24 protein-coding genes are annotated in these 24,576 nt (G+C 38.4%); 13 read left to right on the top strand and 11 right to left on the bottom strand.

What is annotated here, in order from left to right:
- Positions 1-1,181 precede the first annotated feature (1,181 nt).
- Both nadA and thiL read left to right on the top strand, forming a co-directional pair.
- Positions 1,182-2,177, top strand: a complete 996-nt coding sequence (nadA, locus tag DCO56_RS19485; protein ID WP_108635420.1) for a quinolinate synthase NadA — start codon at positions 1,182-1,184, stop codon at positions 2,175-2,177.
- Positions 2,178-2,332: 155 nt separating this feature from the next.
- Positions 2,333-3,385: a thiamine-phosphate kinase gene (gene thiL, locus DCO56_RS19480; RefSeq protein ID WP_108635419.1), complete on the top strand. Its 1,053-nt coding sequence runs from the start codon at positions 2,333-2,335 to the stop codon at positions 3,383-3,385.
- 115 nt (positions 3,386-3,500) lie between these two features.
- Here the strand turns inward: thiL and DCO56_RS19475 are convergent, their stop codons facing one another.
- Entirely contained in the window at positions 3,501-4,289 is a 789-nt protein-coding gene (locus DCO56_RS19475) for a segregation and condensation protein A (RefSeq protein WP_108635418.1), read from the bottom strand.
- 160 nt (positions 4,290-4,449) lie between these two features.
- Between DCO56_RS19475 and dxs the strand changes: the two genes are divergently transcribed.
- Positions 4,450-6,378 (top strand): 1-deoxy-D-xylulose-5-phosphate synthase, encoded by a 1,929-nt coding sequence (gene dxs, locus DCO56_RS19470; protein ID WP_108635417.1) that lies wholly within the window; start codon positions 4,450-4,452, stop codon positions 6,376-6,378.
- A 559-nt stretch (positions 6,379-6,937) separates the two neighbouring features.
- Complete coding sequence (dnaA, locus tag DCO56_RS19465; RefSeq protein ID WP_104384755.1) at positions 6,938-8,362, top strand: chromosomal replication initiator protein DnaA; 1,425 nt, start codon at positions 6,938-6,940, stop codon at positions 8,360-8,362.
- Positions 8,363-8,509: 147 nt separating this feature from the next.
- Here dnaA and DCO56_RS19460 read toward each other — a convergent pair whose 3' ends face one another.
- The 7 genes from DCO56_RS19460 to DCO56_RS19430 all read right to left on the bottom strand — a co-directional run bounded on the left by DCO56_RS19460 (position 8,510) and on the right by DCO56_RS19430 (position 14,306).
- Positions 8,510-8,920 carry a hypothetical protein gene (locus DCO56_RS19460; RefSeq protein ID WP_108635416.1) on the bottom strand — a complete coding sequence of 137 codons (411 nt, stop codon included), beginning with the start codon at positions 8,918-8,920 and terminating at the stop codon, positions 8,510-8,512.
- A gap of 57 nt (positions 8,921-8,977) precedes the next feature.
- Entirely contained in the window at positions 8,978-9,364 is a 387-nt protein-coding gene (locus DCO56_RS19455) for a hypothetical protein (protein ID WP_108635415.1), read from the bottom strand.
- Between the two features lie 387 nt (positions 9,365-9,751).
- Positions 9,752-10,120 (bottom strand): hypothetical protein, encoded by a 369-nt coding sequence (locus DCO56_RS19450; protein WP_108635414.1) that lies wholly within the window; start codon positions 10,118-10,120, stop codon positions 9,752-9,754.
- An 81-nt stretch (positions 10,121-10,201) separates the two neighbouring features.
- Positions 10,202-11,251, bottom strand: coding sequence for a tetraacyldisaccharide 4'-kinase (lpxK, locus tag DCO56_RS19445; protein ID WP_108635413.1), 1,050 nt, complete (start codon positions 11,249-11,251; stop codon positions 10,202-10,204).
- On the bottom strand, positions 11,251-11,715 hold the full coding sequence (locus tag DCO56_RS19440) for a gliding motility lipoprotein GldH (protein ID WP_165305123.1): 465 nt from the start codon (positions 11,713-11,715) through the stop codon (positions 11,251-11,253). Before DCO56_RS19440 ends, lpxK begins: the two co-directional genes overlap by 1 nt.
- A 55-nt stretch (positions 11,716-11,770) precedes the next feature.
- Entirely contained in the window at positions 11,771-13,153 is a 1,383-nt protein-coding gene (locus DCO56_RS19435; protein WP_181390621.1) for a PSP1 domain-containing protein, read from the bottom strand.
- Between the two features lie 10 nt (positions 13,154-13,163).
- A complete protein-coding gene (locus DCO56_RS19430; protein ID WP_108635410.1) occupies positions 13,164-14,306 on the bottom strand; it encodes a DNA polymerase III subunit in 1,143 nt (380 codons plus the stop codon).
- 209 nt (positions 14,307-14,515) lie between these two features.
- Here DCO56_RS19430 and dnaN point away from each other — a divergent pair, with 209 nt between their 5' ends.
- The 9 genes from dnaN (at position 14,516) to DCO56_RS19385 (ending at position 21,506) form a co-directional block, all read left to right on the top strand.
- Positions 14,516-15,637 (top strand): DNA polymerase III subunit beta, encoded by a 1,122-nt coding sequence (gene dnaN, locus DCO56_RS19425; RefSeq protein WP_108635409.1) that lies wholly within the window; start codon positions 14,516-14,518, stop codon positions 15,635-15,637.
- 14 nt (positions 15,638-15,651) lie between these two features.
- Positions 15,652-16,314 (top strand): DedA family protein, encoded by a 663-nt coding sequence (locus DCO56_RS19420; RefSeq protein WP_108635408.1) that lies wholly within the window; start codon positions 15,652-15,654, stop codon positions 16,312-16,314.
- Positions 16,315-16,338: 24 nt separating this feature from the next.
- Positions 16,339-16,986, top strand: a complete 648-nt coding sequence (locus DCO56_RS19415) for a DedA family protein (RefSeq protein ID WP_108635407.1) — start codon at positions 16,339-16,341, stop codon at positions 16,984-16,986.
- A gap of 43 nt (positions 16,987-17,029) precedes the next feature.
- Complete coding sequence (locus DCO56_RS19410) at positions 17,030-17,602, top strand: CAP domain-containing protein (protein ID WP_108635406.1); 573 nt, start codon at positions 17,030-17,032, stop codon at positions 17,600-17,602.
- 27 nt (positions 17,603-17,629) lie between these two features.
- Positions 17,630-18,505, top strand: coding sequence for a YicC/YloC family endoribonuclease (locus tag DCO56_RS19405; protein ID WP_108635405.1), 876 nt, complete (start codon positions 17,630-17,632; stop codon positions 18,503-18,505).
- 2 nt (positions 18,506-18,507) lie between these two features.
- Positions 18,508-19,077: a guanylate kinase gene (gene gmk / locus DCO56_RS19400; RefSeq protein ID WP_108635404.1), complete on the top strand. Its 570-nt coding sequence runs from the start codon at positions 18,508-18,510 to the stop codon at positions 19,075-19,077.
- A gap of 8 nt (positions 19,078-19,085) precedes the next feature.
- The gene (gene nadD / locus DCO56_RS19395; protein ID WP_104384741.1) at positions 19,086-19,661 is read left to right on the top strand and encodes a nicotinate (nicotinamide) nucleotide adenylyltransferase; all 576 of its coding nucleotides are present in this window, start codon (positions 19,086-19,088) and stop codon (positions 19,659-19,661) included.
- A 213-nt stretch (positions 19,662-19,874) separates the two neighbouring features.
- Complete coding sequence (locus tag DCO56_RS19390; protein ID WP_108635403.1) at positions 19,875-20,630, top strand: hypothetical protein; 756 nt, start codon at positions 19,875-19,877, stop codon at positions 20,628-20,630.
- A 33-nt stretch (positions 20,631-20,663) separates the two neighbouring features.
- A complete protein-coding gene (locus DCO56_RS19385) occupies positions 20,664-21,506 on the top strand; it encodes a formylglycine-generating enzyme family protein (RefSeq protein WP_219929422.1) in 843 nt (280 codons plus the stop codon).
- 27 nt (positions 21,507-21,533) lie between these two features.
- On the opposite strand, the gene DCO56_RS19380 is transcribed toward DCO56_RS19385, so the two are convergent.
- Genes DCO56_RS19380 through kduI form a run of 3 tightly spaced genes read right to left on the bottom strand, consistent with a single transcriptional unit; the run spans position 21,534 to position 24,312 of the window.
- Positions 21,534-22,298, bottom strand: coding sequence for an SDR family oxidoreductase (locus DCO56_RS19380; protein WP_181390622.1), 765 nt, complete (start codon positions 22,296-22,298; stop codon positions 21,534-21,536).
- A gap of 5 nt (positions 22,299-22,303) precedes the next feature.
- Entirely contained in the window at positions 22,304-23,428 is a 1,125-nt protein-coding gene (locus DCO56_RS19375) for a DUF4861 family protein (RefSeq protein ID WP_108635401.1), read from the bottom strand.
- Between the two features lie 38 nt (positions 23,429-23,466).
- Positions 23,467-24,312, bottom strand: a complete 846-nt coding sequence (gene kduI, locus DCO56_RS19370; RefSeq protein WP_108635400.1) for a 5-dehydro-4-deoxy-D-glucuronate isomerase — start codon at positions 24,310-24,312, stop codon at positions 23,467-23,469.
- Positions 24,313-24,576 lie beyond the last annotated feature (264 nt).

The raw sequence follows: 24,576 nt of genomic DNA, 5'->3' as shown, positions 1-24,576 counted from the left end.
ATTTTTTTCAACGTATTCATTCAAAATCTATTGAACCGAAAAATAATGTGTTTAAAGCTCTTCATACAAGCTGGTTTAGATTTTCATAAAATTTTATTCAGCCAATAACAGCGCAAATATCGCATTCTATGGGCGTTAACTTTGCTTATTATGATTTCATAGATAAAATAAACCCCGCCAGTTTGCGCTATAATTTTTTATTTTCAATTTTTACAGAATAATCGTATCCTAAACGACTTTGAAGCACGAAAGCACCGAATAATCTGTTAAACTAATCTTGGCTATTCAAAGCTGCTCGAAACTATCCTAGCCCAGATAGCTGTCTTTGCCTGGCTATCGCGAATAATTTCGCTTTTAATATGTTAAAGTATGTGTCGTACTGTTTTTCAATTTGAGGCCTCTCACAATCAATTGTACGATATGATACTATAATTTATTAAAAATATCCGATTCTCATGGACTTTAATTGAGATCTGATAATTGAAAAATTAGACCTAATGTATTTCCTTCCAATTTTATGGACTCAAATTGTAAATTTTATCGAAATAAAGCCTTTTAGGTTTTCTTAAAAGCATCCCATTAGGATATTGTATGTAAATATTCAATTCTGAACGAGTTTATAGTGTAAGCAGCCATAATGCTGTTGCGGCTCATTCGTTGTCGTTAGATATGCTATGGTAATATGTGCTTTTACCCGTTTGAAACAGGGACTGCACCTTTCCTATTAAAGCCTTTGAGCTTTTCATATATTTTTTCTTTTTTTTTCTCGTGGCAAATTTTAAATTCTGGCGGGCACAAAACGATAACAGCATGTGAAATGTTAATAAATAAAGCTTCCGTTTGTGCTATATTTTTGCTTGTTTTGTATCATGCCTAAGAACGTTCAATAGGCGGAAAATGGAGAGAAAGTCATTTTCTACGTGGGAAAGATTTTGCTGCAAGCCCGCTGAGCTTTTTATATAGGGTATATTGCCCGGCAGTTTTCTGAATATCCGACTCTAAAAGGGTTTAAATTGGGTGATATCTTTGTATATTTATTTTAATGATAATAATTTAATTTAAAATTTACAATATCTTCCCACTATTGCTCAGCTACATATTTGATTAATTTGCTTTTTATTGACTTTTATATATGTAACAATGCGTATTTTTGCTGTTCATAAACTGTTGAAAGTACCCGCATGGAAATTGTAAATTATGAGCTTCAGGCAAAAGGATATAACGATGCTCCGATTGACCCCTCATTGGATTTGGTAGCTGAAATCCAACGATTGAAGAAAGAAAAGAATGCTGTAATTTTGGCACATTACTACCAGGAATCTGAAATTCAAGATATTGCAGACTATATTGGAGATAGTTTAGGCTTGTCCCAGGAAGCTGCAAAGACAGATGCCGATTTAATTGTTTTTGCCGGAGTACATTTTATGGCGGAGACAGCGAAGATACTTTCGCCCACAAAGAAGGTGATCTTGCCGGATGCTAAAGCTGGTTGTTCGTTGTCGGATTCATGTCCACCACACTTGTTTGCTAAATTTAAGGAACAGTATCCAGACCATTTGGTCATTACCTATGTCAATTGTACTGCCGAATTAAAGGCACTTTCGGATATTGTATGTACGTCGAGTAATGCAGTCCAAATTGTGGAGAGTCTCCCGAAAGATCAGAAGATCATTTTTGGACCCGATCGTAATCTTGGAGCTTATGTAAAGAAAAAAACGGGCCGTGATCTCGTGTTATGGAACGGTGCTTGTATGGTCCATGAAATTTTTTCTCAAGATAAAATTGATCGCCTGAAGAGTGAATATCCTGAAGCTAAGTTTATTGCCCATCCTGAATGTGAAGACCATATTTTGGCTAAAGCGGATTATGTGGGTTCCACATCGGGGATGCTTAAGTTTACGCAAACAGATAATGCGCAGGTTTATATTGTAGCCACAGAATCTGGAATTCTTTATCAGATGCAGAAAGCAAGCCCAGGGAAGACTTTTATTCCTGCACCACCAAACAATGCCTGTGCATGTAATGATTGCCCTCACATGAAGCTTAATACGCTTGAGAAGCTTTATAATTGTTTGAAATATGAATCGCCTGAAATTTTACTTCCTGAAGACGTCATACTCCGCGCACAACGGCCTATTGAGCGTATGTTGGAGATATCAGCAAGTTTGGGATTGTAATAAATTGTATAATTTTTGATGATAATCGATATGATAACAGGTTGGTTTTCATATCGATTATTATTTTTATAGTGCTATTAACGGAGCTAAACCATAGCGGTATGAGATACCTGTTTGAGCAATATATGATAGTTTAAAATTTTAAATTTTTTAACATGTTTGATTTTGATAATACTGAACGCACCAATTTGGAGGAAATGGGGGAGTTCGGTTTAATTGACTATATCAGTAAAGCAGTTGAGCTGACCGAAAAATCTACCGTTAAGGGAATTGGTGATGACGCAGCGGTATTGGATTTTGAAGGAAAGAAAACCTTGATTTCTACCGATTTGCTTTTGGAAGGTATTCATTTTGATCTGCGGTATGTCCCTTTAAAGCATTTGGGATATAAGGCCGTACAGGTCAATTTGAGCGATATCTATGCGATGAACGGAATAGCTTCCCAGATTACGTTTTCTATCGGGTTATCTTCCAAATTTCCACTGGAAGCCGTAGAAGAGATCTATCAGGGAGCTTTGATCGCCTGTAAGAAGTATAACGTCGATTTGGTTGGGGGGGACACTTCGGCTTCGGCACAAGGTCTTGTTCTATCCGTTACGAGTATAGGTTATGCCGACGCGGATAAGATTGTCTATCGCAACGGCGCTAAGGAAGGCGACTTATTGTGTGTATCCGGCGATTTGGGGGCAGCATATATGGGACTGCAACTATTGGAAAGAGAAAAAGACATTTATTTGGAAAACCCCAATGTGCAGCCGGATCTGGAAGGTAAAGACTATATTGTTGAACGTCAGTTAAAACCGGAAGCACGAAAGGATATTGTGGAGTTATTTGCAAAATTAGATATCCTACCTACATCAATGATGGATATTTCTGACGGCTTGGCTTCCGAAATACTTCACATCTGTCGACAATCTTATAAAGGTTGTAGATTGTATGAAGAAAAAATTCCATTGGACCAGATGACCTACGATACCGGACGTGAATTCGGTATTGACCCGACGGTAGCAGCATTAAATGGGGGTGAGGATTATGAACTGTTGTTTACAATAGCACAGGCAGATCACGATAAGATCAAGAATTTGCCTGATATCAGTATTATAGGCTACATGACGGCTGCATCAGAAGGCTGTGAAATGATTTCTAAATCCGGAAATCTTTATCCAATTACGGCGCAGGGCTGGAATGCTTTCAAAAAGAAGGATTAAATTAAGATAGCTAAAGAGAACAGCAAGTTTTCAATGAATGAATATGGAAGAAGTTAGATATTGAAATATTCAGACGATAATAAAAAAGGTTGTCCAGCTTGGCGGACAACCTTTTTTATTGTTCTAATTCTTCTTCGAGTACCAGATCCTCCTGTTTCGGATCCCGCTCTTCGACATTAAAATTATTGTAGCCTAATCCTACTTCAATCTGTAGAAGACGCTGTTGGAGCATTTCTAAAATTGCCAGGAAATTATAGACAAATTGAACCTTATTTTCGGAGTTTTTCAATAGTTCCTGAAAATCTAATTTCTTATTAATTTCAATAAGTTCAGCTATCGCTTTTTTCTGTTGTTCAATCGTATAGGGATACTTCACAACAGTATGTGTTACCTCGGGTGGCCTATTGCGAAATTGATACATCATTTGTTCATAGATCATCATCAGGCCGTATAGATCAAAGCTATCCAGGTTTTCACCTGTAGCATCCAATTGAAGTTGTTGGCGTATATCATAATGGATATTGCCTCTGCTATACAACTGCAGACGGTTTTCTTCCATCACCCGGAGGCCTTCGCAGACCTCTTTGAACTGCTTATAGAGAATAAGTTTCTGAACGAGGTCTTCTCTCAGATCTATTTCGTTTTCATTTTCATCCAGATCCGGTCTCGGCAGTAGCATCTTTGCTTTTATACGCATCAATGTAGAGGCTACAAAAATAAATTCGCTGGCCATCTCCATATTGAGTGCCTGCATCTGACTTACGTAAGACAAAAAATCATCGGTAATTTTCGAAATAGGGATATCATGAATGTTCAGTTCGTCCCGCTCGATAAAAAATAGTAATAAATCAAAAGGTCCCTCAAATTGAGGAAGCTTGATTTCGTAACCTTCTTCTACTTGCATATCTTATACAAATTTACATAATAAAATCTGTTGCAATTGTTCATATGAAAACTATTGCTGTTTTTATTTGTTGTAGCTCAATATGGAAATGCGATTTATTTTAAAGATTAAATAAAATTGTCGTTACTTTGTGTAAACATTTAATGTAAATAGCAGTACTATGCAATTTGAGGCTGGAGAACTATTAAGTAAAATAAACGATCCCTCTGATCTTAAAAAGCTAAAGGAAGACCAATTAGAACAACTAAGCCAGGAATTACGTCAATTTATTATTGATCAGGTTTCGGTGAATGGTGGTCACTTTGCAGCAAGTTTGGGAGTCGTTGAGTTAACGGTGGCGTTACATTACGTAATGAATACACCCTATGATCAATTGATATGGGATGTAGGCCATCAGGCTTATGGTCATAAAATTCTGACTGGACGTCGCGAGGTATTTCATACGAATCGTATTGAAAATGGAATTTCGGGTTTTCCGAACCGTTTTGAATCGGAATATGACGCATTTGGGGTAGGCCATTCTTCTACCTCAATTTCAGCAGCTTTGGGTATGGCTGTTGCTTCCCAAATAAAGGGAGAAAAAGATCGTCAGCATATTGCGGTTATTGGAGACGGTGCTTTGACCGGTGGAATGTCTTTTGAAGCATTGAACCATGCTGGTATCTCCAAATCTAACCTATTGGTGATTTTGAATGACAATTGTATGTCGATAGATCCTAATGTCGGCGCGCTGAAAGAATATTTGACAAGCATTACGACATCAAAACGATACAATAGATTCAGGGATGATATCGCTGCGGTGCTGACAAAAATTTCTGAAGTAGGACCAAATGCACTCGGTATTGCTAAAAAACTGGAGAAAAGTATCAAAGGGACTTTATTAAAGAATGCTAATCTTTTTGAGTCATTGAACTTTAGATATTTTGGTCCGGTGGACGGACATGACGTAAAGAAATTAGCCAAGACGCTTGAAGATCTTAAACATATACCCGGTCCAAAATTGCTGCATGTTGTAACAATTAAAGGAAAAGGATTCGCGCTTGCCGAAAAGGATCAGACGAAATGGCATGCGCCGGGCTTATTTGATAAAATTACCGGAGAGATAAAAAAATCTTCCAGTGAAAAACCGGTAGCACCAAAATACCAGGATGTCTTTGGACATACGATGGTTGAGCTTGCTGAAGCTAACAAAAAAATTGTTGGTATCACACCGGCTATGCCTTCAGGCTCTTCAATGAATATCATGATGAACGCAATGCCTGACCGGGCCTTTGATGTCGGTATTGCGGAGCAACATGCCGTCACATTTAGTGCCGGTCTGGCGACACAGGGGCTATTACCTTTTTGTAATATTTACTCGTCGTTTATGCAACGTGCCTATGATCAGGTTATCCATGACGTCGCGCTACAAAATTTGAATGTTGTTTTTTGTCTGGATCGTGCGGGGGTAGTTGGAGCGGACGGAGCCACACATCACGGAGCTTATGATATCGCATTTATGCGTTGTGTCCCCAATATGACCGTTTCTGCTCCGATGAACGAGGAAGAGCTCAGAAACTTAATGTATACCGCCCAATTGCCTAATAAAGGGCCTTTCGTCATTCGTTATCCAAGAGGAAATGGCGTAATGCCCGATTGGCGCCGTCCATTTACGGAAATAGAAATCGGGAAGGGGCGTTTGATTACCGAAGGTGAAGAACTTGCTATTCTAAGCTTCGGCGCTATCGGTAATGAAGCCGTCAAAGCCGTACAGCAATTGAATGAATTGGGAATACATCCTGCACATTATGATCTGCGATTTGCCAAGCCTTTGGATGAAGCCCTATTGCATCAGGTCTTTAAAAAATTTAAAAAGATAATCACAGTTGAAGATGGCTGTCTACAAGGTGGTATAGGTTCTGCTGTATTGGAATTTATGGCAGACCATGGCTACAACAGTCAGATTGTACGATTAGGTATTCCTGACCGAATTGTAGAGCATGCCGAGCAGAGCGCCCAATGGCGAAATTCTCATTACGATGCAGCTGCAATTGTGAAGGAGGGAAAGAAAATGTGTGATGGAAAATTTACCCATACGATGGTTGGATAGATAGGACTACTTATATTATATCATAAAAAAAGGAAATTCTTTAAACGGGTTTCCTTTTTTTATGATATAAAACCAAGTCCTTTTTTAAAATTTTCCTGTCGGCTATGTTACAAAATGATTTTCCGATCGCTTGTTGATATGAGATTTTTTTATTTTCCAATGGCTCCAGAATTGGTTAGAAAGATATGGAGTAATGTTGTTAAGTAGACTTTAAATTCTTATAAATTTAATATTAAAAATATATGAACTAAAGGTTGTATTTCGCTTTTATTTTGGTTAATTTAGTTCTAGACCTTTAAGACTGATCTGTAGTATGTTTACTACTTTTTTTGTTCTTTTTTTTGAAATAAATTTGGAATGTTAATAATTATTTTTAGAGATCAATTTTAGCGCAAGTTTTCCACAATTTTACAAGGTAAATAACTGATATATAGGTTTTTATTAATTATTTTATATTTTAGTTTTTTAGCTGATTTTTTTTTGTCATCTTCGTTCTCAGAGAAAGTTATCAACATATTTTTTGTCGCGTATTGTAAATCAACTTATTAACAATTTTAGAATGGAAAAAACGTATTCAAGTGTCTGGAATAATTGTCTTTCGATTATCAAAGATAATATACCAGCGCAAAGTTTCAAGACCTGGTTTGAACCTGTGAAAGCAGTCCGTTTGGAGGGTGACGTTTTGACTATTCAAGTTCCTAGCTTATTTTTTTACGAGTGGTTGGAAGAACACTATGTAGGTATTCTTCGCAAGACCGTAAAGAAGTTTCTGGGAGAGCAAGGTAGATTGGAATACAATATTGTAGTTGAGAAGTCATCGGCTTCTCATCCCTATACGACTAATCTTCCATCGAATGGCAATGGGGCAGAGGGTAAGAGACAATCCATTCCTGTGCCGGTATCTTTGAATAGAGATATCAAAAATCCATTTGTTATTCCTGGATTAAAGAAATTGCAGGTTGACCCGCAATTGAATCAAAACTACACATTTGAGAATTTTATTGAAGGTGAATGTAACCGTCTTGCTCGTTCTGCAGGTTATGCCGTAGCAAACAAACCAGGAGGTACTTCATTCAACCCTTTAATGATCTATGGTGATGTAGGTTTGGGAAAGACACACCTTGCCCAGGCTATCGGTAATGAAATCAAAAGAAATCTTCCCGATAAGTTGGTCATTTATGTGTCCTGTGAGAAATTCTGTCAGCAGTTTGTGGATTCATTGAAAAATAACACCATCAATGATTTCGTAAATTTTTATCAGGCAATGGATGTAATCATCATGGATGATGTGCACAATTTTGCCGGTAAAGAGAAAACACAGGATATCTTCTTCCATATATTCAATCATTTGCATCAATCTGGAAAGCAAATCATTTTAACTTCCGATAAGGCACCTAAAGATTTAGCTGGTTTAGAGGAACGTTTGCTCAGTCGTTTTAAATGGGGATTATCTGCAGATATTCAAATTCCGGATCTTGAAACAAGAATGGCGATTTTGAAGAAAAAAATGTATTCTGACGGCATTGAGTTACCTGAAAATGTCGTGGAGTATGTAGCCACACAGATCGATAACAGTGTTCGTGAATTGGAAGGGGCAATGGTTTCGCTATTGGCTCAATCAACATTGAACAAAAAGGAAATTGATTTGGGACTGGCAAAATCGATGTTGAAGAATTTTGTGAAAAATACACATAAGGAAATTTCAATGGATTTTATTCAGAAATTAGTTTGTGAATACTTTGAAGTTCCTGTGGATATGGTAAAGTCAAAGGTCAGAAAACGTGAAATCGTGCAGGCCAGGCAAATTTCGATGTACTTAGCAAAAGCCCACACAAAATCTTCACTTAAATCAATCGGTGCATTCTTCGGAGGAAGAGATCATTCAACAGTCATCTATGCCTGTCAAACCGTTGAGGATTTAATTGAAACTGACAAGAAATTTAAAACTTATGTCAGCGACATTATGAAGAAATTGAAATCTTAATGTAGCTTGATATCGAGTTAAAGTAAAAAGGTTGTCTATCTAGACAGCCTTTTTTTGTACCCATGGAATACGATATAATAAAAAAACCTCTGAATATGCCTAAGCATATCCAGAGGTTTAATACATTCCTCTAATTGAGTAGAATGATTATTGTTGTTGATTGCTGTTTTCGTTATTATTTTCCTTTTGTTCTGTTGCTGGTGTTGGGGTTGCGGGAATTTCTACCGCTGGCCGCTCTTCAATATATTTTTGAAAGGCTGCTTTTTGCTCATCAGTCAATAATAGTGCAATCTTGCTATCTGATTCACCCTGGAGTTTTGTAATGCTTTCTTTTTTTACCTCAGGAGTTGTGGTAGAATCCTGTATAAGCGCCGCTACTGCCTTTTCTTGATCCAATACAATTGTTGATACGGCTGTTTTTTGTTCGTCATTCAGCGTAAGCTTGGTGACCAATTCGGTCACAACTTTGGTTGCATTTTCTTCTGGAGTCGCTTGCTGTGCGAAGGTTAGACTCATTGCCAGGAAAAATCCTAGACCGGTTAAAAATAACTTTTTCATGATGTTTAATTTTAAATGAAATTATTCAATGAATTTATTAACGTCTGTTTTTTTTGTTTAATTCGTACTGGATTCTGTTTTAGAAGGTTCAGTAGGCGTAGGGACAGCTTTTGCCGGGCGTTCGGCAATTACCTTCTGATAGATGGTTTTTTGATCTTCCGTCAGTAATTGACTCACTTTGCCGTCTACTTCTGTTTGAAGTTTATGGAGGGTTTCACCTTTCGCAGCCGCAGTGGAAGTACTGTCTTTTAAAATTGTTTCTTCTGCTTTTGCTTGATCCAATAGAATGGAGGATATGGCAGTCTTCTGCTCATCGTTCAGATTCAGCTTCTGTACCAGCTCGGTAGTGGCTTTTGCCGCAGTTTCTTCTGGTGTGACCTGTTGGGCAAATGTTAGGCTAAGTGCCAGACACATCCCTATACCTGTTAAAATTAGCTTTTTCATATCTATTGTATTTAAAAAGTTACAACTATGATGTCTTGCTATAAAAACTATCAAAGTCAATTTATATTGTATCAAGTATGTTACTTTAACAAATTTTTAACGCTAAATGTGGGTGTATGGTGTTTATTATCAGTTTAATAGGTGTTTTTGGCGTAGTATAACATAGCCCTGCTATTGTTTTGTTCAAATAAAGGGCTAGGAAAGACGTTCAGTGTAAACTTGAGCAAATGTTTGCTTGGATAGATAAATAATGCTGGAAGGCTTTATAATGGTATGTATAGCTAAGTAATAGGGGCAATTGAATAACAGAAAATAATAACTGTGTTTATGTCATATATTAACACTATAAAAAAGGTCGATTATAAATAACCGACCTTTCTATGCAAATTAGTTTGAAGAACGTTTAGACATCCTATCCTTCATTTTTTCTTGCTGCTCATCAAATAATTTGACTTGATCAGGAGTGAGCCAAGACTTTATTTTGGTCGACTGCGCTTCTTGGAGCTGTTTGAATTTTTCCATATTGGCTTTGCGGTCTCCACCATCATTTTTTAGCGCTGCACGCTGTTGGGCATTGGCTAATGTAAGGTTATAGATGGAATCTTTTTGCACTTGATTAAGTGTAAGTAGTTTGTCCAGATGTTCTACACGCATCTTCGCATGTTCTTCTGGACTCCGTTGTTGACGCTGCTGCGCAAAAGCTACGGTTGTAGCCAAAAGTAGGCCACTTATTGCCATTAAAGTTTTCTTTTTCATCGCCTTATATTTTAAGTTTACTTCTATTTTGAATATAAATTTGACGAAAAAGTTTACTAAAATATTAGCCCTTAACAAAATTTAAGGTTGATTAACACTTGAAGCGACTGTATCACTTAAAATATTACAAAACTGGGTACTTTGCCCTGAGTCATTAAATTTAATCCCTATCGGCAGATAAACAAGTTCTACCGTATCAAATAGCGCTTTATACGGTTTCAGCCGTTGATAGTCCTTCTCCGTGGTCAATATGATTTTATTTTCACTATGTAGGGATTGGAATGTTTTTAAGATGCGGTCAATGTCTGCCTCGTCAAATGCATGGTGATCCCCAAAAGAAATATGATTGACTGATTTCGCTTTTTGGGTAATATGGTCTACTAACGGTTGTGGTTTGGCAATCCCTGTCACCAGGACGACATCTTTATTTTCGATATCAATCTGTTTTCCATTGGCATTCACTGGTTCAAAATAAGTTATATGGCTAAATGTGATCGGGGCTGTTCTGTTATAACGGCGCAGTTTTTTTTCTATACGTATTTTGTCTTCACTAGAAATATTGGCGGGACATTTTGTAATGACTATGATTTGCGCCCGTTTGGATTCCATAAGTAAGTCTCTGAAATTTCCGGCGGGAAATACAAACATCGGTTGTGAAAAGGACCGGAAATCGAATAAGAGGATACTAAATAAAGGCGATAATTTTCGATGTTGATAAGCATCATCCAAAATAATAAGCTGATGATCCCCCTGAAGTTTTTCTATGCCCGTACAACGATCTTCGCATACTGCTACAGTGACATTTGGAAGCTTGTTTTTGAACTGTAAAGGTTCATCACCTACATCTGTCGCCAAAGAATCTATTTGCACCATCCGGAATCCTTTTGTTTTTCGACCATAACCTCTGCTGAGGATAGCTACAGTGTATTGCTTGCTAAGATAGGAGACAACAAATTCGGTCATGGGGCTTTTACCGGTACCGCCAACAGCTAAATTACCGATTACGATGGTAGGAATTTGGAAAGATCGAGCCGGTAGCAACTGAAAATCATAAAGCCGATTTCGTAACCATACGACTGACCCATAGATCAGCGAAAAAGGAAAAAGAAGATATCGTAGAAAAAGCCACATTATTTTGGTATTACTGTCAATCCAATATCTGTAATTTCTTTTAAAGGATTATCTCGCATATTCTGTTCAATGGATATTGTATATAATCCGGTGTCCGGAAATATGTAATCTTTATGGAGAATAGCCTGCTGATTGTAAAGACTACCCGATGATTTTCCGGTCCACTTTCCATCGGATTTTGCCAATTTAACTTCCTTACGGAAGGTATATGTTTTCTTATTGGGACCCTGTTGGTAAATCAACACAAAGAGATTGGAAAAAGCATATTCTGGTGTATGACGTACATCCATATATACATCGTATTTCTTCGTATTGTCACTAATATGGAATTGAAAACTAGGATGTGAGGTATACAGCCATGTTTTATTTTCGATGGGTTTATTTTCATTTAGAATGGCAGTTTGGTCACAAGATGCCCATAAACCAATACTTAAAGTTCCAAAAAGAAAAGCCTTTAGTTTCATTTTAAATCTATAAAAATAGAATATGCCTAACATTTTAAGATTAGGCATATTTGTTTTATTCTGTTTTTGAGGAAGTGTTGTTATTGCCTCTGTTTTTATTTCTATGCCGATTAAAGCGTTTTTTAGGTCTATTATTTTGCCCTTCTTTATTCTCTTTGCCACCCGTTGCCGTAACAGCACTATCCGGATTGTTCTGCTGTTTAGCTACGGCCTGTTTTGGTGGATTTTGCTCAGCTTTATCGCTTTTCTGACCATTCTTATTTTCCGGTTTAGCGTTACTATTGCTTTTAGTTTTCCGCTTTTTCTTTCTCTTGTTACGGTCATCCAGGCGTGTTAAGCTATCCTGGCCGACTACATTTTCGTAATCGTAGTTGACAATCTTCTCCTCCCGGATATCTTCGGTCTCTATTGCGCTTGATATGGCCTCTGGTTTGATACCCTGCTTATTCATTTCGACAAGTTCTTTGACTTGTTGAACTGGCATTGCAATCCAGTTTTCTGCTCCGGGGAAAGAAAACCACATCATTTTTTTGAAGATATCGGTTTTCTGTAGATAAGCCACACCTTTTAGAGTTTCAATACGGTCAATATTGTTAGGAATGTCTTTCAGCGCATCCATATAGCTGTCCAATTCATAATTGAGACAGCATTTCAATTTACCGCATTGCCCGGCTAGCTTTAACGTATTTAACGATAGATTCTGATAGCGCGCTGCTGAAGTGGATACGGTTTTAAAATCCGTTAGCCAGGTAGAGCAACAAAGTTCACGGCCACAGGATCCGATACCGCCAAGGCGGCTTGCCTCCTGGCGCATTCCGATCTGGCGCATTTCTATCCGTATACGGAATGCTTCGGCCATCTTCTTGATCAATTCACGAAAATCCACACGGCCTTCGGCAGTATAATAAAACGTCGCTTTTGTTTTATCGCCCTGATAGTCTACATCAGAAATTTTCATGGATAAGCCCAGATCCAAAGCAAGCTTACGTGCCTTATGCATGGTTTCCCATTCCAGATCTTTTGCGGCATTATACTTTTCTACATCCACTTCATTTGGCTTCCGATAGATCTTTTTTGTGACCGATTCTGCGGTAACATTGTTCTTTTTCAATTGCAGCCTGACCAATTCACCCGTCAAAGAAACGTGGCCAACGTCATACCCTCCCGTTGAGGGCTCTACAACGACCATCTCTCCCATTTCAAGGTATAAGTTGTCTACATTAATAAAGAAATCTTTTCGAGATCCCTTAAATCGTATTTCTACGATATTGAATGGTTTATAGTTTGATGGCATATCCATATCGGAAAGCCAGTCATATACATCTAATTTATTACATCCGCTAGTCATGCAAGAGCCATTATTTTGGCATCCTGCCGGTGTTCCACTTGCTGTGGTCGTACCGCAACCTCCGCCGGATGAGCAACTGCCACATCCCATAGTTTTCTATTTATATATATTGAGTTCCTTTCGGAAACGTTTTGTATTTGTATATTAATGTTAACTGCAAAGATAAATCTAAAAATAATATTTTGGGATTTGCATTTCTTTCTACAAAATAATGCGTTTCCTCAAATAGATTTATTGTTGCTTCAATTTGTTCTACTGTGTAATGTACTGCAAATTTTTGGACGAAATCCAATTCTTTTGCAGGTAAAAAGACAAGACTGGAGAGGCCTTCCTTAATCAAAATAATCTGGCGCATCATGTTGATGGCATAAAAAAGAAAGGTCTTTTGATTTTCACGGCTCATTTTGGATAAATCCTCTTCCACTAAAGAGATCATATTTGTGCCAGCATCCGATACGATAAATCGCAGCCAGTTTACCAAAATACCAAAATGATTATTGGTTTGTGTATTCAACTGATTAAGTGCTTCCTGCAAGTTGCCATCTGCTATAAAAGCTATTTCGGAGGCTTCCTGATCGGACAGGTGATGCGTTGTTTTCAAATATTGTGCGACTTCGGCATGGTCCAGTTTTTTTATTTTGACCAGCTGTGTCCGTGAGATAATGGTGTTTAAAATTTTATCCTGGTTTTCAGCCACCAGAATAAACAACGTTTTTTCGGGCGGTTCTTCAATCAATTTCAATAAGGCATTGCCTTGGGTATCCAAGTATTCAGGCAACCACATGATCAACACTTTATATTCAGCCTCAAATGCTTTAAGGCTCAATTTCTTGATGATACCATGTGCTTCGGCAATATTGATATTGACCTGCTTATTGTCTGCATCCAGTTGATTGCGCCAGTATTCCAATCCCATGTAAGGATTGGTCAAAAAGGACTTTCGCCAGTTTTCAGCGTAATCAGCTGCTGTATCTTCTTTGTGTTTGGCAATAAACGGATAAGACATATGCAAATCCGGATGAATCAACTTGCTATATTTTCGACAAGATGGACATTCGCCGCAACTATCCGTAGCGTGTTTATTTTCACAGTTTAAAAATTGAGCATAGGCATAGGCCAGTGCAAGGCTTCCTGAACCCTCTGGGCCTAAAAATAATTGCGCATGGCTCACACGGTTTTCATGAACCGTATGAACAAGATGTTCTTTGATGTCTTTATGCCCAATGATATCTTTAAACTGCATACACTACTGCTATTATACAAATGTAATAAATATTGTGATTTATCAGGGCGTATTTGTTTTCTATACTTTTGAAAGCGTGCTTATTAATTGAAATACAATTGCTTAATTAAGTGCTCTAAATCTGTGTTTGTGGAAAGAAAGGCGTTTACAAAACGGAAAAATATTGATTAATTTGTGTATTATTGCACATAATAATTAGTAATTAGGAAATGAGATTCATTGTATCAACATCAATTTTATTAAAGCAGTTACAAGCTATCAATGGAGCATCTAGTACAAGTACTGTTTTACCAATTCTGGAAAACTTTCTTTTTGAAATAAAAGACAATAACTTGACTATTTCTGCTACGGATCTACAGACAAGTATGGTTACTTCTTTACCGATTGAGGCAAAAGAAGAAGGAAGAGTAGCTATGCCTTCAAAGATCTTGATAGAAACATTAAAAACTCTTCCCGATCAGCCTGTTGCTTTTTCGGTAGACATGAATACATTGGCTATTGAGATCAGTGCAGGTGATGGTAAATATAAATTGAGCGGAGAAAATGCAGATGATTTTCCTAAAATTCCTTCGATTGACAATGGATCTATTATCCAGATGCCAGCTCCAGTACTTTCTGAAGCAATCAGTAAGACCATCTTTGCGGTAAGTAATGATGAATTAAGACCAGCCATGTCTGGGGTTTTGGTTCAATTGGCTGAGAAAAATGTGACTTTTGTCTCGACAGATGCACATAAACTGGTACGTTACACCAGATCGGATATCAGTGCTGAAAAACCGGCTTCACTTATTTTACCTAAGAAGGCACTTTCTTTACTAAAATCGTCATTGCCTTCGGATGATACAAAGGTATCTATTGAGTATAATCAGACCAATGCATTTTTTAGTTTTGGCAATATCAATTTGATCTGCCGTTTGATCGATGAGCGCTATCCTGATTATGCTGCGGTGATTCCCCAGCTCAATCCGAACAAACTGACGGTTGATAGATTGCTTTTCTTAAATACATTAAGAAGGGTTGTTATTTTCGCCAATAAAACCACACACCAGGTACGATTGAAGATATCAGGTAGTGAATTGAATATCTCGGCTGAAGATCTGGATTTCTCCAACGAAGCACATGAGCGTTTGTCCTGTCAGTTTGAAGGGGATGATATGGAAATAGGTTTTAATGCCAAGTTTTTGGTTGAGATGTTAAATAACCTTGAAAGTGAAGAGGTCGTTATCGAAATGAGTACGCCAAATCGTGCAGGCTTGTTGATTCCTGCTACTTCAGAGGATCATGAAGATATTTTGATGCTGGTTATGCCTGTAATGTTGAATAACGCTTAATCTTCTGATCAGCTTTGGAACTAATTACACATCTTCTTGACTTTATTCTCCATATTGATAAACATTTGGTTGAGATTGTCAATGACTATCAGTTATGGACATACCTTATTCTGTTTCTGATCATTTTTGTTGAAACAGGAGTGGTTGTCATGCCCTTCTTACCCGGAGATTCCTTATTGTTTGCTGCGGGAATGCTAGCCGCACAGCCAAATGAATTGAATGTCTGGTTAATGATATTGATTTTATTGATTGCTGCGGTAACCGGTGATTCACTCAACTACTCCATCGGAAAGCATTTCGGAATGCGATTGACCAAATTCAAGCTTTTTGGCAAACAGGTTGTCAAAGATGAGCAGATTGCCAAAACACACGCTTTTTATGAAAAGTATGGTAGTAAAACAATTGTAATTGCTCGTTTTGTACCTATTGTACGCACGTTAGCACCATTTGTTGGTGGTATCGGAAAGATGAATTATGGTACTTTCATTACATACAATGTTGTTGGAGCAATATTATGGGTAGGAGGTATTACTTTAGCGGGCTATTTTTTAGGCAATATCCCAATTATTAGAGATAACTTTTCGAAGGTGGTACTGCTGATCATTTTCCTATCGGTATTACCTATTATATTTGAGTTGGTAAAAGAGAAAATAAAAACAAAGAAGGGGATCCAATAGGATTCCCTTTTTAATTTATTGCCTATGGAAGTCGTTTCTCAACTGGTCGATTTTATCCTGCATATTGATCAACACTTGTTGCAGATCGTCAATACCTATGCAGGATGGACTTATTTCATTCTATTCTTGATTATCTTTGCTGAAACAGGATTTGTTGTTACACCGTTCCTTCCGGGAGATTCAGTTTTATTCGCTTTAGGTGCCATTATTGCGCGACCGGAAAGCAATCTTTCACTGTCCCTTTTCTTATTTATTCTTATCTGTGCGGCGATTTCTGGCGATTTTGTTAATTATGAGATCGGCAAATATTTTGGAATCCGAGTTTTTAAACCTGACTCAAAAATTTTTAAACCATCCTATCTTCAAAAAACGCAGGATTTCTATGCTAAATATGGTACTAAGACCATTGTTTATGCGCGTTTTGTCCCCATTGTCCGGACCTTTGCCCCTTTTGTAGCGGGTATTGGCAAGATGCCATACAGCATTTTTGGTAAATATAATATACTAGGAGGCATAGTGTGGGTATCCTTATTTATTCTGGCGGGTTACCTTTTTGGACAGATTCCTTTTTTCAGGAATAACTTTTCCTGGGTTGTATTAGCGATCATATTTATCAGTCTAATACCCATGTTGATACAGTTTTTAGCCGTTAAAAGGTCAAAAAAAGATTAAACGTTAAATACTAAATTCAGTCTTTTAAGGTTAAAAGATTGGTATGAAATATTTCATTTTAGCGTTTACCTTATTTGTCGCGCAGCTTACATTGGCACAACGTGTCAAAGTCGATCGTCATCAGGCAAAAGAAGCCTTTGATCTGTTGAATAAAATTCGAACAAATCCAGAGCGATATAAAAAGGAACTGAAGCTTTTTAATTTACATAAGATTACCCGAACAAAGCTTAATTGGAATAAACAGCTTGCCGAGGTAGCGGAATACCGGGCCAAGGATATGGCTAAACGGTCTTATTTTGATCATGTTTCTCCGGAGGGCTATGGACCCAATTATTTTATTGAAGAAGCCGGATACGAGTTAAATCAGTCTTGGCTAAAAAAAAGGAGCGCCAATAACTTTGAATCCATTGCTGCTAATCGCGCCAGTGCGACTGATGCGATAAAAGCGTTAATCATTGGAAAAGAAGCACCCGGTTATCATCACCGTACGCATCTGCTAGGGATGGATCGTTGGAACGCATCGCTGTATGATATTGGAATCGGTTATGTTAAGTGTAAGGGGGCCAAACCTTATGAAAGCTATCTCGTTGTTATTATTGCAAAGCATGATTGGTAAAGAAAATGAAAAATCATACCTTTGCATATGATAAAATCCATGACAGGATATGGCACGGCTTCCAAAGAGAACGGTAAAGTCAAATATAGTGTCGAAATAAAGTCCTTAAATTCAAAATTTCTTGAATTAAATCTTCGTCTGCCCAAAGTAGTTTCGGACAAAGAACTGACCTTGCGCACAGAGTGCAGTAAGCTTCTTGAACGCGGCAAAGTTAATCTGAACGTAACCGTAGAATATACTGATCAAACAGCCAAGGCCTCATCTATCAACGCTGATTTACTGAAAAAATATTACGGTCAATTGCAGCAGATCGCAAATGAGCTAAATGATACCCATGTCAATCTATTTGAATTGGCGTTAAATATGCCCGAAGTTGTCACCAACAACGACGATACCGTTGATGATGAAGAATCAAGCGTACTGATGGATGCTTTTTATGATGCGGTCCAACATTTCAATACATTCCGTGAGGACGAAGGAAATGTATTGGCTCAAGATCTAAAAAAGCGAGCTGAGCTGATTTTGATTTATTTGAGTGAGGTCGAAGGTCTGGAAGTTGAGCGTATCCCATTGATCAGACAGCGTATAGAACAATTTCTCAATGATAGTGTGGGTAAAGAGAACGTGGATCAGAATCGTTTTGAACAGGAGCTTGTTTATTATATCGATAAATTAGATGTCACTGAAGAGAAAGTTAGGTTGCGTTCCCACTGCAATTATTTCCTGAAAGCCTTTGATTCTGCCGATTCCAATGGTAAGAAATTAGGGTTTATCTCCCAAGAGATGGGTCGTGAAATCAATACCTTGGGATCCAAAGCTAATCATGCCGGTATACAACAGATCGTGGTTAGAATGAAAGAAGAACTAGAAAAAATAAAAGAGCAGTTGCTCAACGTATTATAAGGATGAGCGGTAAATTAATTATTTTCTCGGCACCATCAGGAGCGGGAAAAACAACTATAGTAAGAGACCTTTTAAGTAAACATGGGGATAAAATAGAATTTTCTATTTCTGCGAGTACCCGCGATCCAAGGGGGCAGGAGGTCGATGGAAAAGACTACTACTTTATGTCCAAAGAAGAATTTTTGCATAAAGTTGCCAAACAGGAGTTTATCGAATTTGAAGAAGTCTATTCGGGTACATTTTATGGTACGTTGCGTTCCGAGATCGAACGTATCTGGAAAGAGGGTAAAAATGTTATTTTCGATATTGATGTCGTCGGAGGATTACGCCTGAAATCTAAATTTCCGGATCAGGCAATCTCTATATTTGTACAGCCACCTTCATTAGAAGTGCTGAAAGAACGCCTTACCGGACGTGGCACAGATTCGGAAGAAAAGTTGCAGGAAAGATTTGCCAAAGCGGAACTGGAGCTTACCTATGCGAATAAGTTTGATGTGATCTTGAATAATTTTGATCTAGCGACAGCTTGCGCTGAAGCAGAAGAAATTGTAATGGGTTTCATCAATAAATAAAAAGCTAAATGAAAAAGATTGGTTTGTTCTTTGGTTCTTTTAATCCGGTGCATGTCGGGCATTTGATTATAGCAAATTACATGGCCAATTTTACCGGGCTGGATGAAGTATGGTTTGTGGTATCTCCACAGAATCCATTTAAGAAAAAATCAACTTTAGCGGATCCCTATGATCGTTTGGAAATGCTCAATCTAGCAGTTGAGGATTGCGAACATTTGCGCGTGAGCGATATTGAATTCCATTTGCCGGTACCATCCTATACCATAGACACCTTAACGCATCTGAAGGAAAAATATCCAACTAGAGAATTTGTGCTTCTGATGGGGGAGGATATCTTAGAATCATTGGAAAAATGGAAGAATGCCGAGATTATTTTGCGTGATTATCATATTTATGTGTATCCTCGGCCGGGCTACGACGGAGGGAAACTAAAGGATCATCCGGCTATAACCATGACTGATACGCCATTAATGGAGCTTTCTTCAACGTTTTTACGAAAGGCAATCAAAGAAAATAAGAATATTCAGTTTTTCACACCGCAAAAAGTGATTGATTTTATAGACAAAAAGGGCCTTTATTCCTAAAAGGCCATATTCTTAAGAAGAGTTTACTCCCTGGATTTCATAAGAGATTAAGGGATTTTTTGTTTTCCTGCGGTTGGAAAGCTTATTGGAGAGGCCCTGATTTTGAATAGCTATACATCAGGCTTAATAAAATCTGTTGTTTTGGATTTAACAAATGGAATTGTTTTTGGTAAGAATAATTTCTTTACTTTTAAATAGCATTATGTATACGATATGAGGAGTTTAATTTTATTATTTATCTGCCTAAGCCATTGGACCTGTGGCTTTGCACAGACAGGAGATGAGACGGGAAGTGATTATATCATGGACCCCGCTGCCATTGAATTCAGAACAAAGATGACAATACCTCCATATGGTTTGGCAAAGGTGAAAGCAATGATCGCCAAGTTGGCACCGGTGGAAGATAATGACGGTTCAGATACTGGGTTACTGGCACTCTCAGCGACGGATTTTAAGAATTTAACTTTACGTGAAAAATTTACGTATACCATGATTCATGCTGAGGTATATGCCCAGAATTGCGATATACCAGAAAATCAGAAGGCTATAGATAAGAAGATATTCGGTAAGTTATTAGGTGGGTTCAATGAAGCCTGGTGGTCAGAAAGACAGACTGATTTTCTGGAGGAAAACAGGGATTCGGTCATGAAACTGATCCAGGAATCTGTTTTGAGAAGCAAACGAATGGGCGTGAATTATAAAGAGGCGATCGAACAGATCAATGGCTGGCAAATGATTCCATTTATCATTGAATATGCAAAGAAAACCCCGAAAGATAAGGATGCGTTGACTTTGTTGCTGTTACTAATGAAACGTGGCGAGTATAGCGAATTTATGAAGTCCACATCCTTCAAAAAGCTATATGGAGAGACGAGTAATTACTACTCCTATTTAGATTATAATAAGGAGAATGAAGCGTTAATATATCGTAGAGCAATGGGATATTACAATGAGAAAAAAGGTAGATAAATTAGGGGTCTGCTATAAAAAACGTCAAAATCAGTGAGGAAAGCATTATCCATATTGATCTTGTTTCTTTTGAGCTATATATCATTAGTAGGGCAGGAGAAGGGATATGTTTTAATCCCCGGGGGGGATTATCAAGTGGGGGACACGATGAGTCTGGATAATCCGAAAAGAACAGTACAAATTGAACCTTTTTGGATTGCTCAATACGAACTGACCAATGCCGAATTTGAAAAATTTGTACAGGTGACGAATTACCGGACTTTGGCCGAACGCTATCATAATGCCATGGTATTTGAGCCGGGGCTTGCGGAGTTCAGGTGGCTGCAGGACAGCACCGCTTATTGGCGTTTTCCGAATGGCATCAACCGTGGCGGTATACAGGACAAAATGGATCATCCCGTTACCTGTCTATCTTTTAAAGATGTATTGGCCTATTGTGCTTGGGCGGATTGCAGATTACCTACTTTGGAGGAGTGGGAAGTCGCTGCGCGAGCAGGTGATGACGGTCGCTATTTTGAAGGGGTGAATAAAGAAAATATAGGGCAATACGCGAATATATGGCATGGTATCGATCATCTTAAAGCAGACTATTCGGATGGGCATATGTATACTTCTCCGGTAGGGACTTTTAAACCAAATCCATGGGGGCTTTACGATGTATTTGGTAATGTATTTGAATTCTGTTCGGGCAAACTAAATAGGGATGGGGAGCGCGCTGTGGCTCATGCAAGAGGTGGCTCATGGTGGTGCAGCAAAAGGAGCTGTTCGGCCTTCAATACGGTTTATATCGGTTCTGTCAGCCCGAACGCGTCCTTCAGCAATCTTGGATTTAGGGTCGTAAAAAAAGCCTTTACCCCAAAGGATAAAGACTTTTAAAACAAGAAATGTTAAAAGATTGATTTTTTATCTTCCCATCCAGCCACCATCGACAGTAAGGATAGTGCCGTGTACATAATCTGCCGCTTTTGAGGCAAGGAATACTGCCGGTCCTTTAAAGTCTTCCGGAGTACCCCAGCGTCCTGCGGGAATACGGTCCAAGATGGATTTCGAGCGTTCCGGATCATCTCGCAGTGCTTCCGTATTATCCGTTGCGATATAACCTGGCGCAAAACCATTTACATTCACGCCTTTGGAGGCCCATTCGTTGGCAAAAGCCTTGACCAATGATCCTATCGCACCTTTGGATGCTGCATATCCCGGAACATTGATACCGCCTTGAAAAGTCAATAACGATGCCGTGAATACAATCTTACCAGTTCCACGTGAAATCATATCTTTTCCAATTTCCCTTGTCAGAATGAATTGTGCATTCTGATTGATTTCAATGATTTCATCCCAGTATTCATCGGGGTGTTCTGCGGCCGGTTTACGAAGGATATTTCCGGCATTGTTGAATAGGATGTCTATTGTTGGATGCTCTGATTTTACTTTTTCAATAAACTTATATAATTCCGGTCTTTTTGAAAAATCACATTGGTACGCATAAAAGTTGCGGCCTAATGCCTGGATAGATCTTTCCACTGCGGAGCCCGTGGCCTCCAACGATGCCGAAACACCGATGATATCCGCTCCCGCTTCCGCTAATGCTTCGGCTATAGCCTTACCTATTCCCCTTTTACAGCCGGTTACCAAAGCGACCTTTCCGGTCAGATCAAAAGATTGCAGTATAGACATTATTTTGCGTATTTTATCGTTAATGGTTGATTTAAGTTATTTCTGAATTCTTTGATGTAGGATTGCCATTGATCAAAACTGGTTATTTTACCCGCCTTATTAAATGCTGCTCCGGCAAAATAAACCAAAGGTTGGTTGTTTTTTACTGTAGTCGCCAATAAAAACTGTTTTGGACTATCTTTGAATACATAGTTTACTTTCGGTAAGATCAGGGCTGTTCCGGTGATTTTATCTCCTTCAGCAGGCTCCCAATATGCCAAAACACCATTTTTGGGGTCGTTTAAGAGTTGCGGTTGGTCCTCTTTTCGTTTGGCAAGACCAACGACTATAGGGGTACTGCTTGCACTTGTATTTTTGACTGCATAACTTATTTTGTTGAGCTGACTTCCAGCATCCAGAGAAATTGTCTTTTCGACTTGTAACTGTTGTCCTTTTACATTTTCCGGTTCATAAGTAAGTTTAAATGTAGTGCGTAAAGGACCATTGTCCAATACTTCATATTGACGATAATGTTTATGATAGACGACTTGCTGGTCAATAAATGGAGTTGCATCTCCTACTCCTAGGGTCTGACCTACCGAATAATAATCTAAACCTTTACCGTGATCGGCATGGTAATCTCCTGTTTTATACCATTCGTCAATAACAAGGTCGTTACTACGTTTAGCCCAAAAATCAAATCCCTGAGCATCCTCGGAGCTACCTTCCAAAGCTTTTCCATAAGCTCTGAATGCGGCAATGTCATTTTCCCAGGCAAAGTCATCCTTACGTTCAGGGACATAACGTGCATAAGCCTTTGGAGTAACGGCTTGGGGATTGTTTCCGGTTACGCCAAAAGTTAGCGAGCTTTTAGGGGCAATAGATACCTGTATCAGTACATTTTGCGGTTTCGGCTGTCCCAATTTCTCCAATTGGTAAGCCAGTTCAGCGTTATCCTTGCTACTGACAATCGTAAAGACATTTTTCTTCAGTTCGAAATGTTTTTCGAACCTTGTATAAGGAATACTGATCAGCTCCGTTCTGGTTACCGCTGAGGGATTATTTATTGTGATCGTCTTATTGTTTTGGGCAAAGGCGATACTTGAAAGCCCGAGCGTCAAACTTAATATGAATGTTTTTTTCATTTGGTATTTTTGTTATAGAATCTCCAATCTCCAAAATACTACTTAAGCTCGGTGATAGCACATTTGTCCATGTCATCATAGTCCAGGTTTTCACCCGCCATACCCCAGATAAATGTATAATTGGACGTTCCTGCCCCCGAGTGAATTGACCAAGGCGGAGAAATGACCGCTTGATCATTATGCATCCAGAGATGACGTGTTTCATCTATTGGTCCCATAAAATGAGATACCGCCTGACCTTCCGGCAATTCAAAGTAAAAATAAACTTCCATACGACGATCATGTGTATGCGAAGGCATGGTGTTCCATACCGATCCTGGCTTTAGTTCCGTCATTCCCATTTGTAATTGACAGGTTTGTACAACCTTATTCAGCAGCATTTGGTTAATGGTACGATGGTTGGCTGTTTCCAGTGATCCTAATTCTATTTTATTGGCATCTTCCTTGGTCACCTTTTTAGTCGGATAACTATGGTGAGCCGGGGTTGAGTTTAAATAAAATTTTGCCGGATTGGCGGCGTCTTTGCTTGCAAAATAAACTTCTTGAGCCCCCTGTCCAATATAGAGTGCTTCTTTGGTATTTAGGTCGTAAGTAACACCATCCACTTCGACCTGGCCGTTGCCGCCGACATTGATGATACCCAATTCTCTTCTCGAAAGGAAGTAAGGTTCTTTTAGTAGCTCCGGAATGGTATCTAGTTTGATTTTTGTATTTACTGGCATTGCACCACCGGCCATATAACGGTCATAGTGCGTGTAGACAAAATTGATTTTGTCGGTTTCAAAAACTTTTTCAATGAGAAAATTATCTCTTAGCCCTTGTGTATCTAAGGTTTTGTATTCTTTAGGCCCGATAGCATAGCGGGATTCAAAATTGATGCTCATAACTGAATTATTTTCTTTGTTTGAATGTTAAATTTAGGGCTAATATTTGTCAATAACGAGATAATCTTACGCAATCGATGTCGTAATTGAATTTCGGTAGAATGTTAAATACATCGGTTTAATGAAAACCAGATACATTAGTTGGATTTTAAAGTTATATTAGTTATCAAAGTTATGTAGGATCTTCATTACTTTATTTTAAATCCGCCTATCATTCTAAGAACTGAACTTACTTTGTGGGCATATTGGGAAGCAAATCTCAAA

It is taken from the genome of Sphingobacterium athyrii (assembly GCF_003071065.1).
In the GTDB taxonomy this organism is placed as follows: domain Bacteria; phylum Bacteroidota; class Bacteroidia; order Sphingobacteriales; family Sphingobacteriaceae; genus Sphingobacterium; species Sphingobacterium athyrii.
Note: the sequence above shows the minus strand (reverse complement) of the source record. Positions and strands in the feature narration are given on the sequence as shown.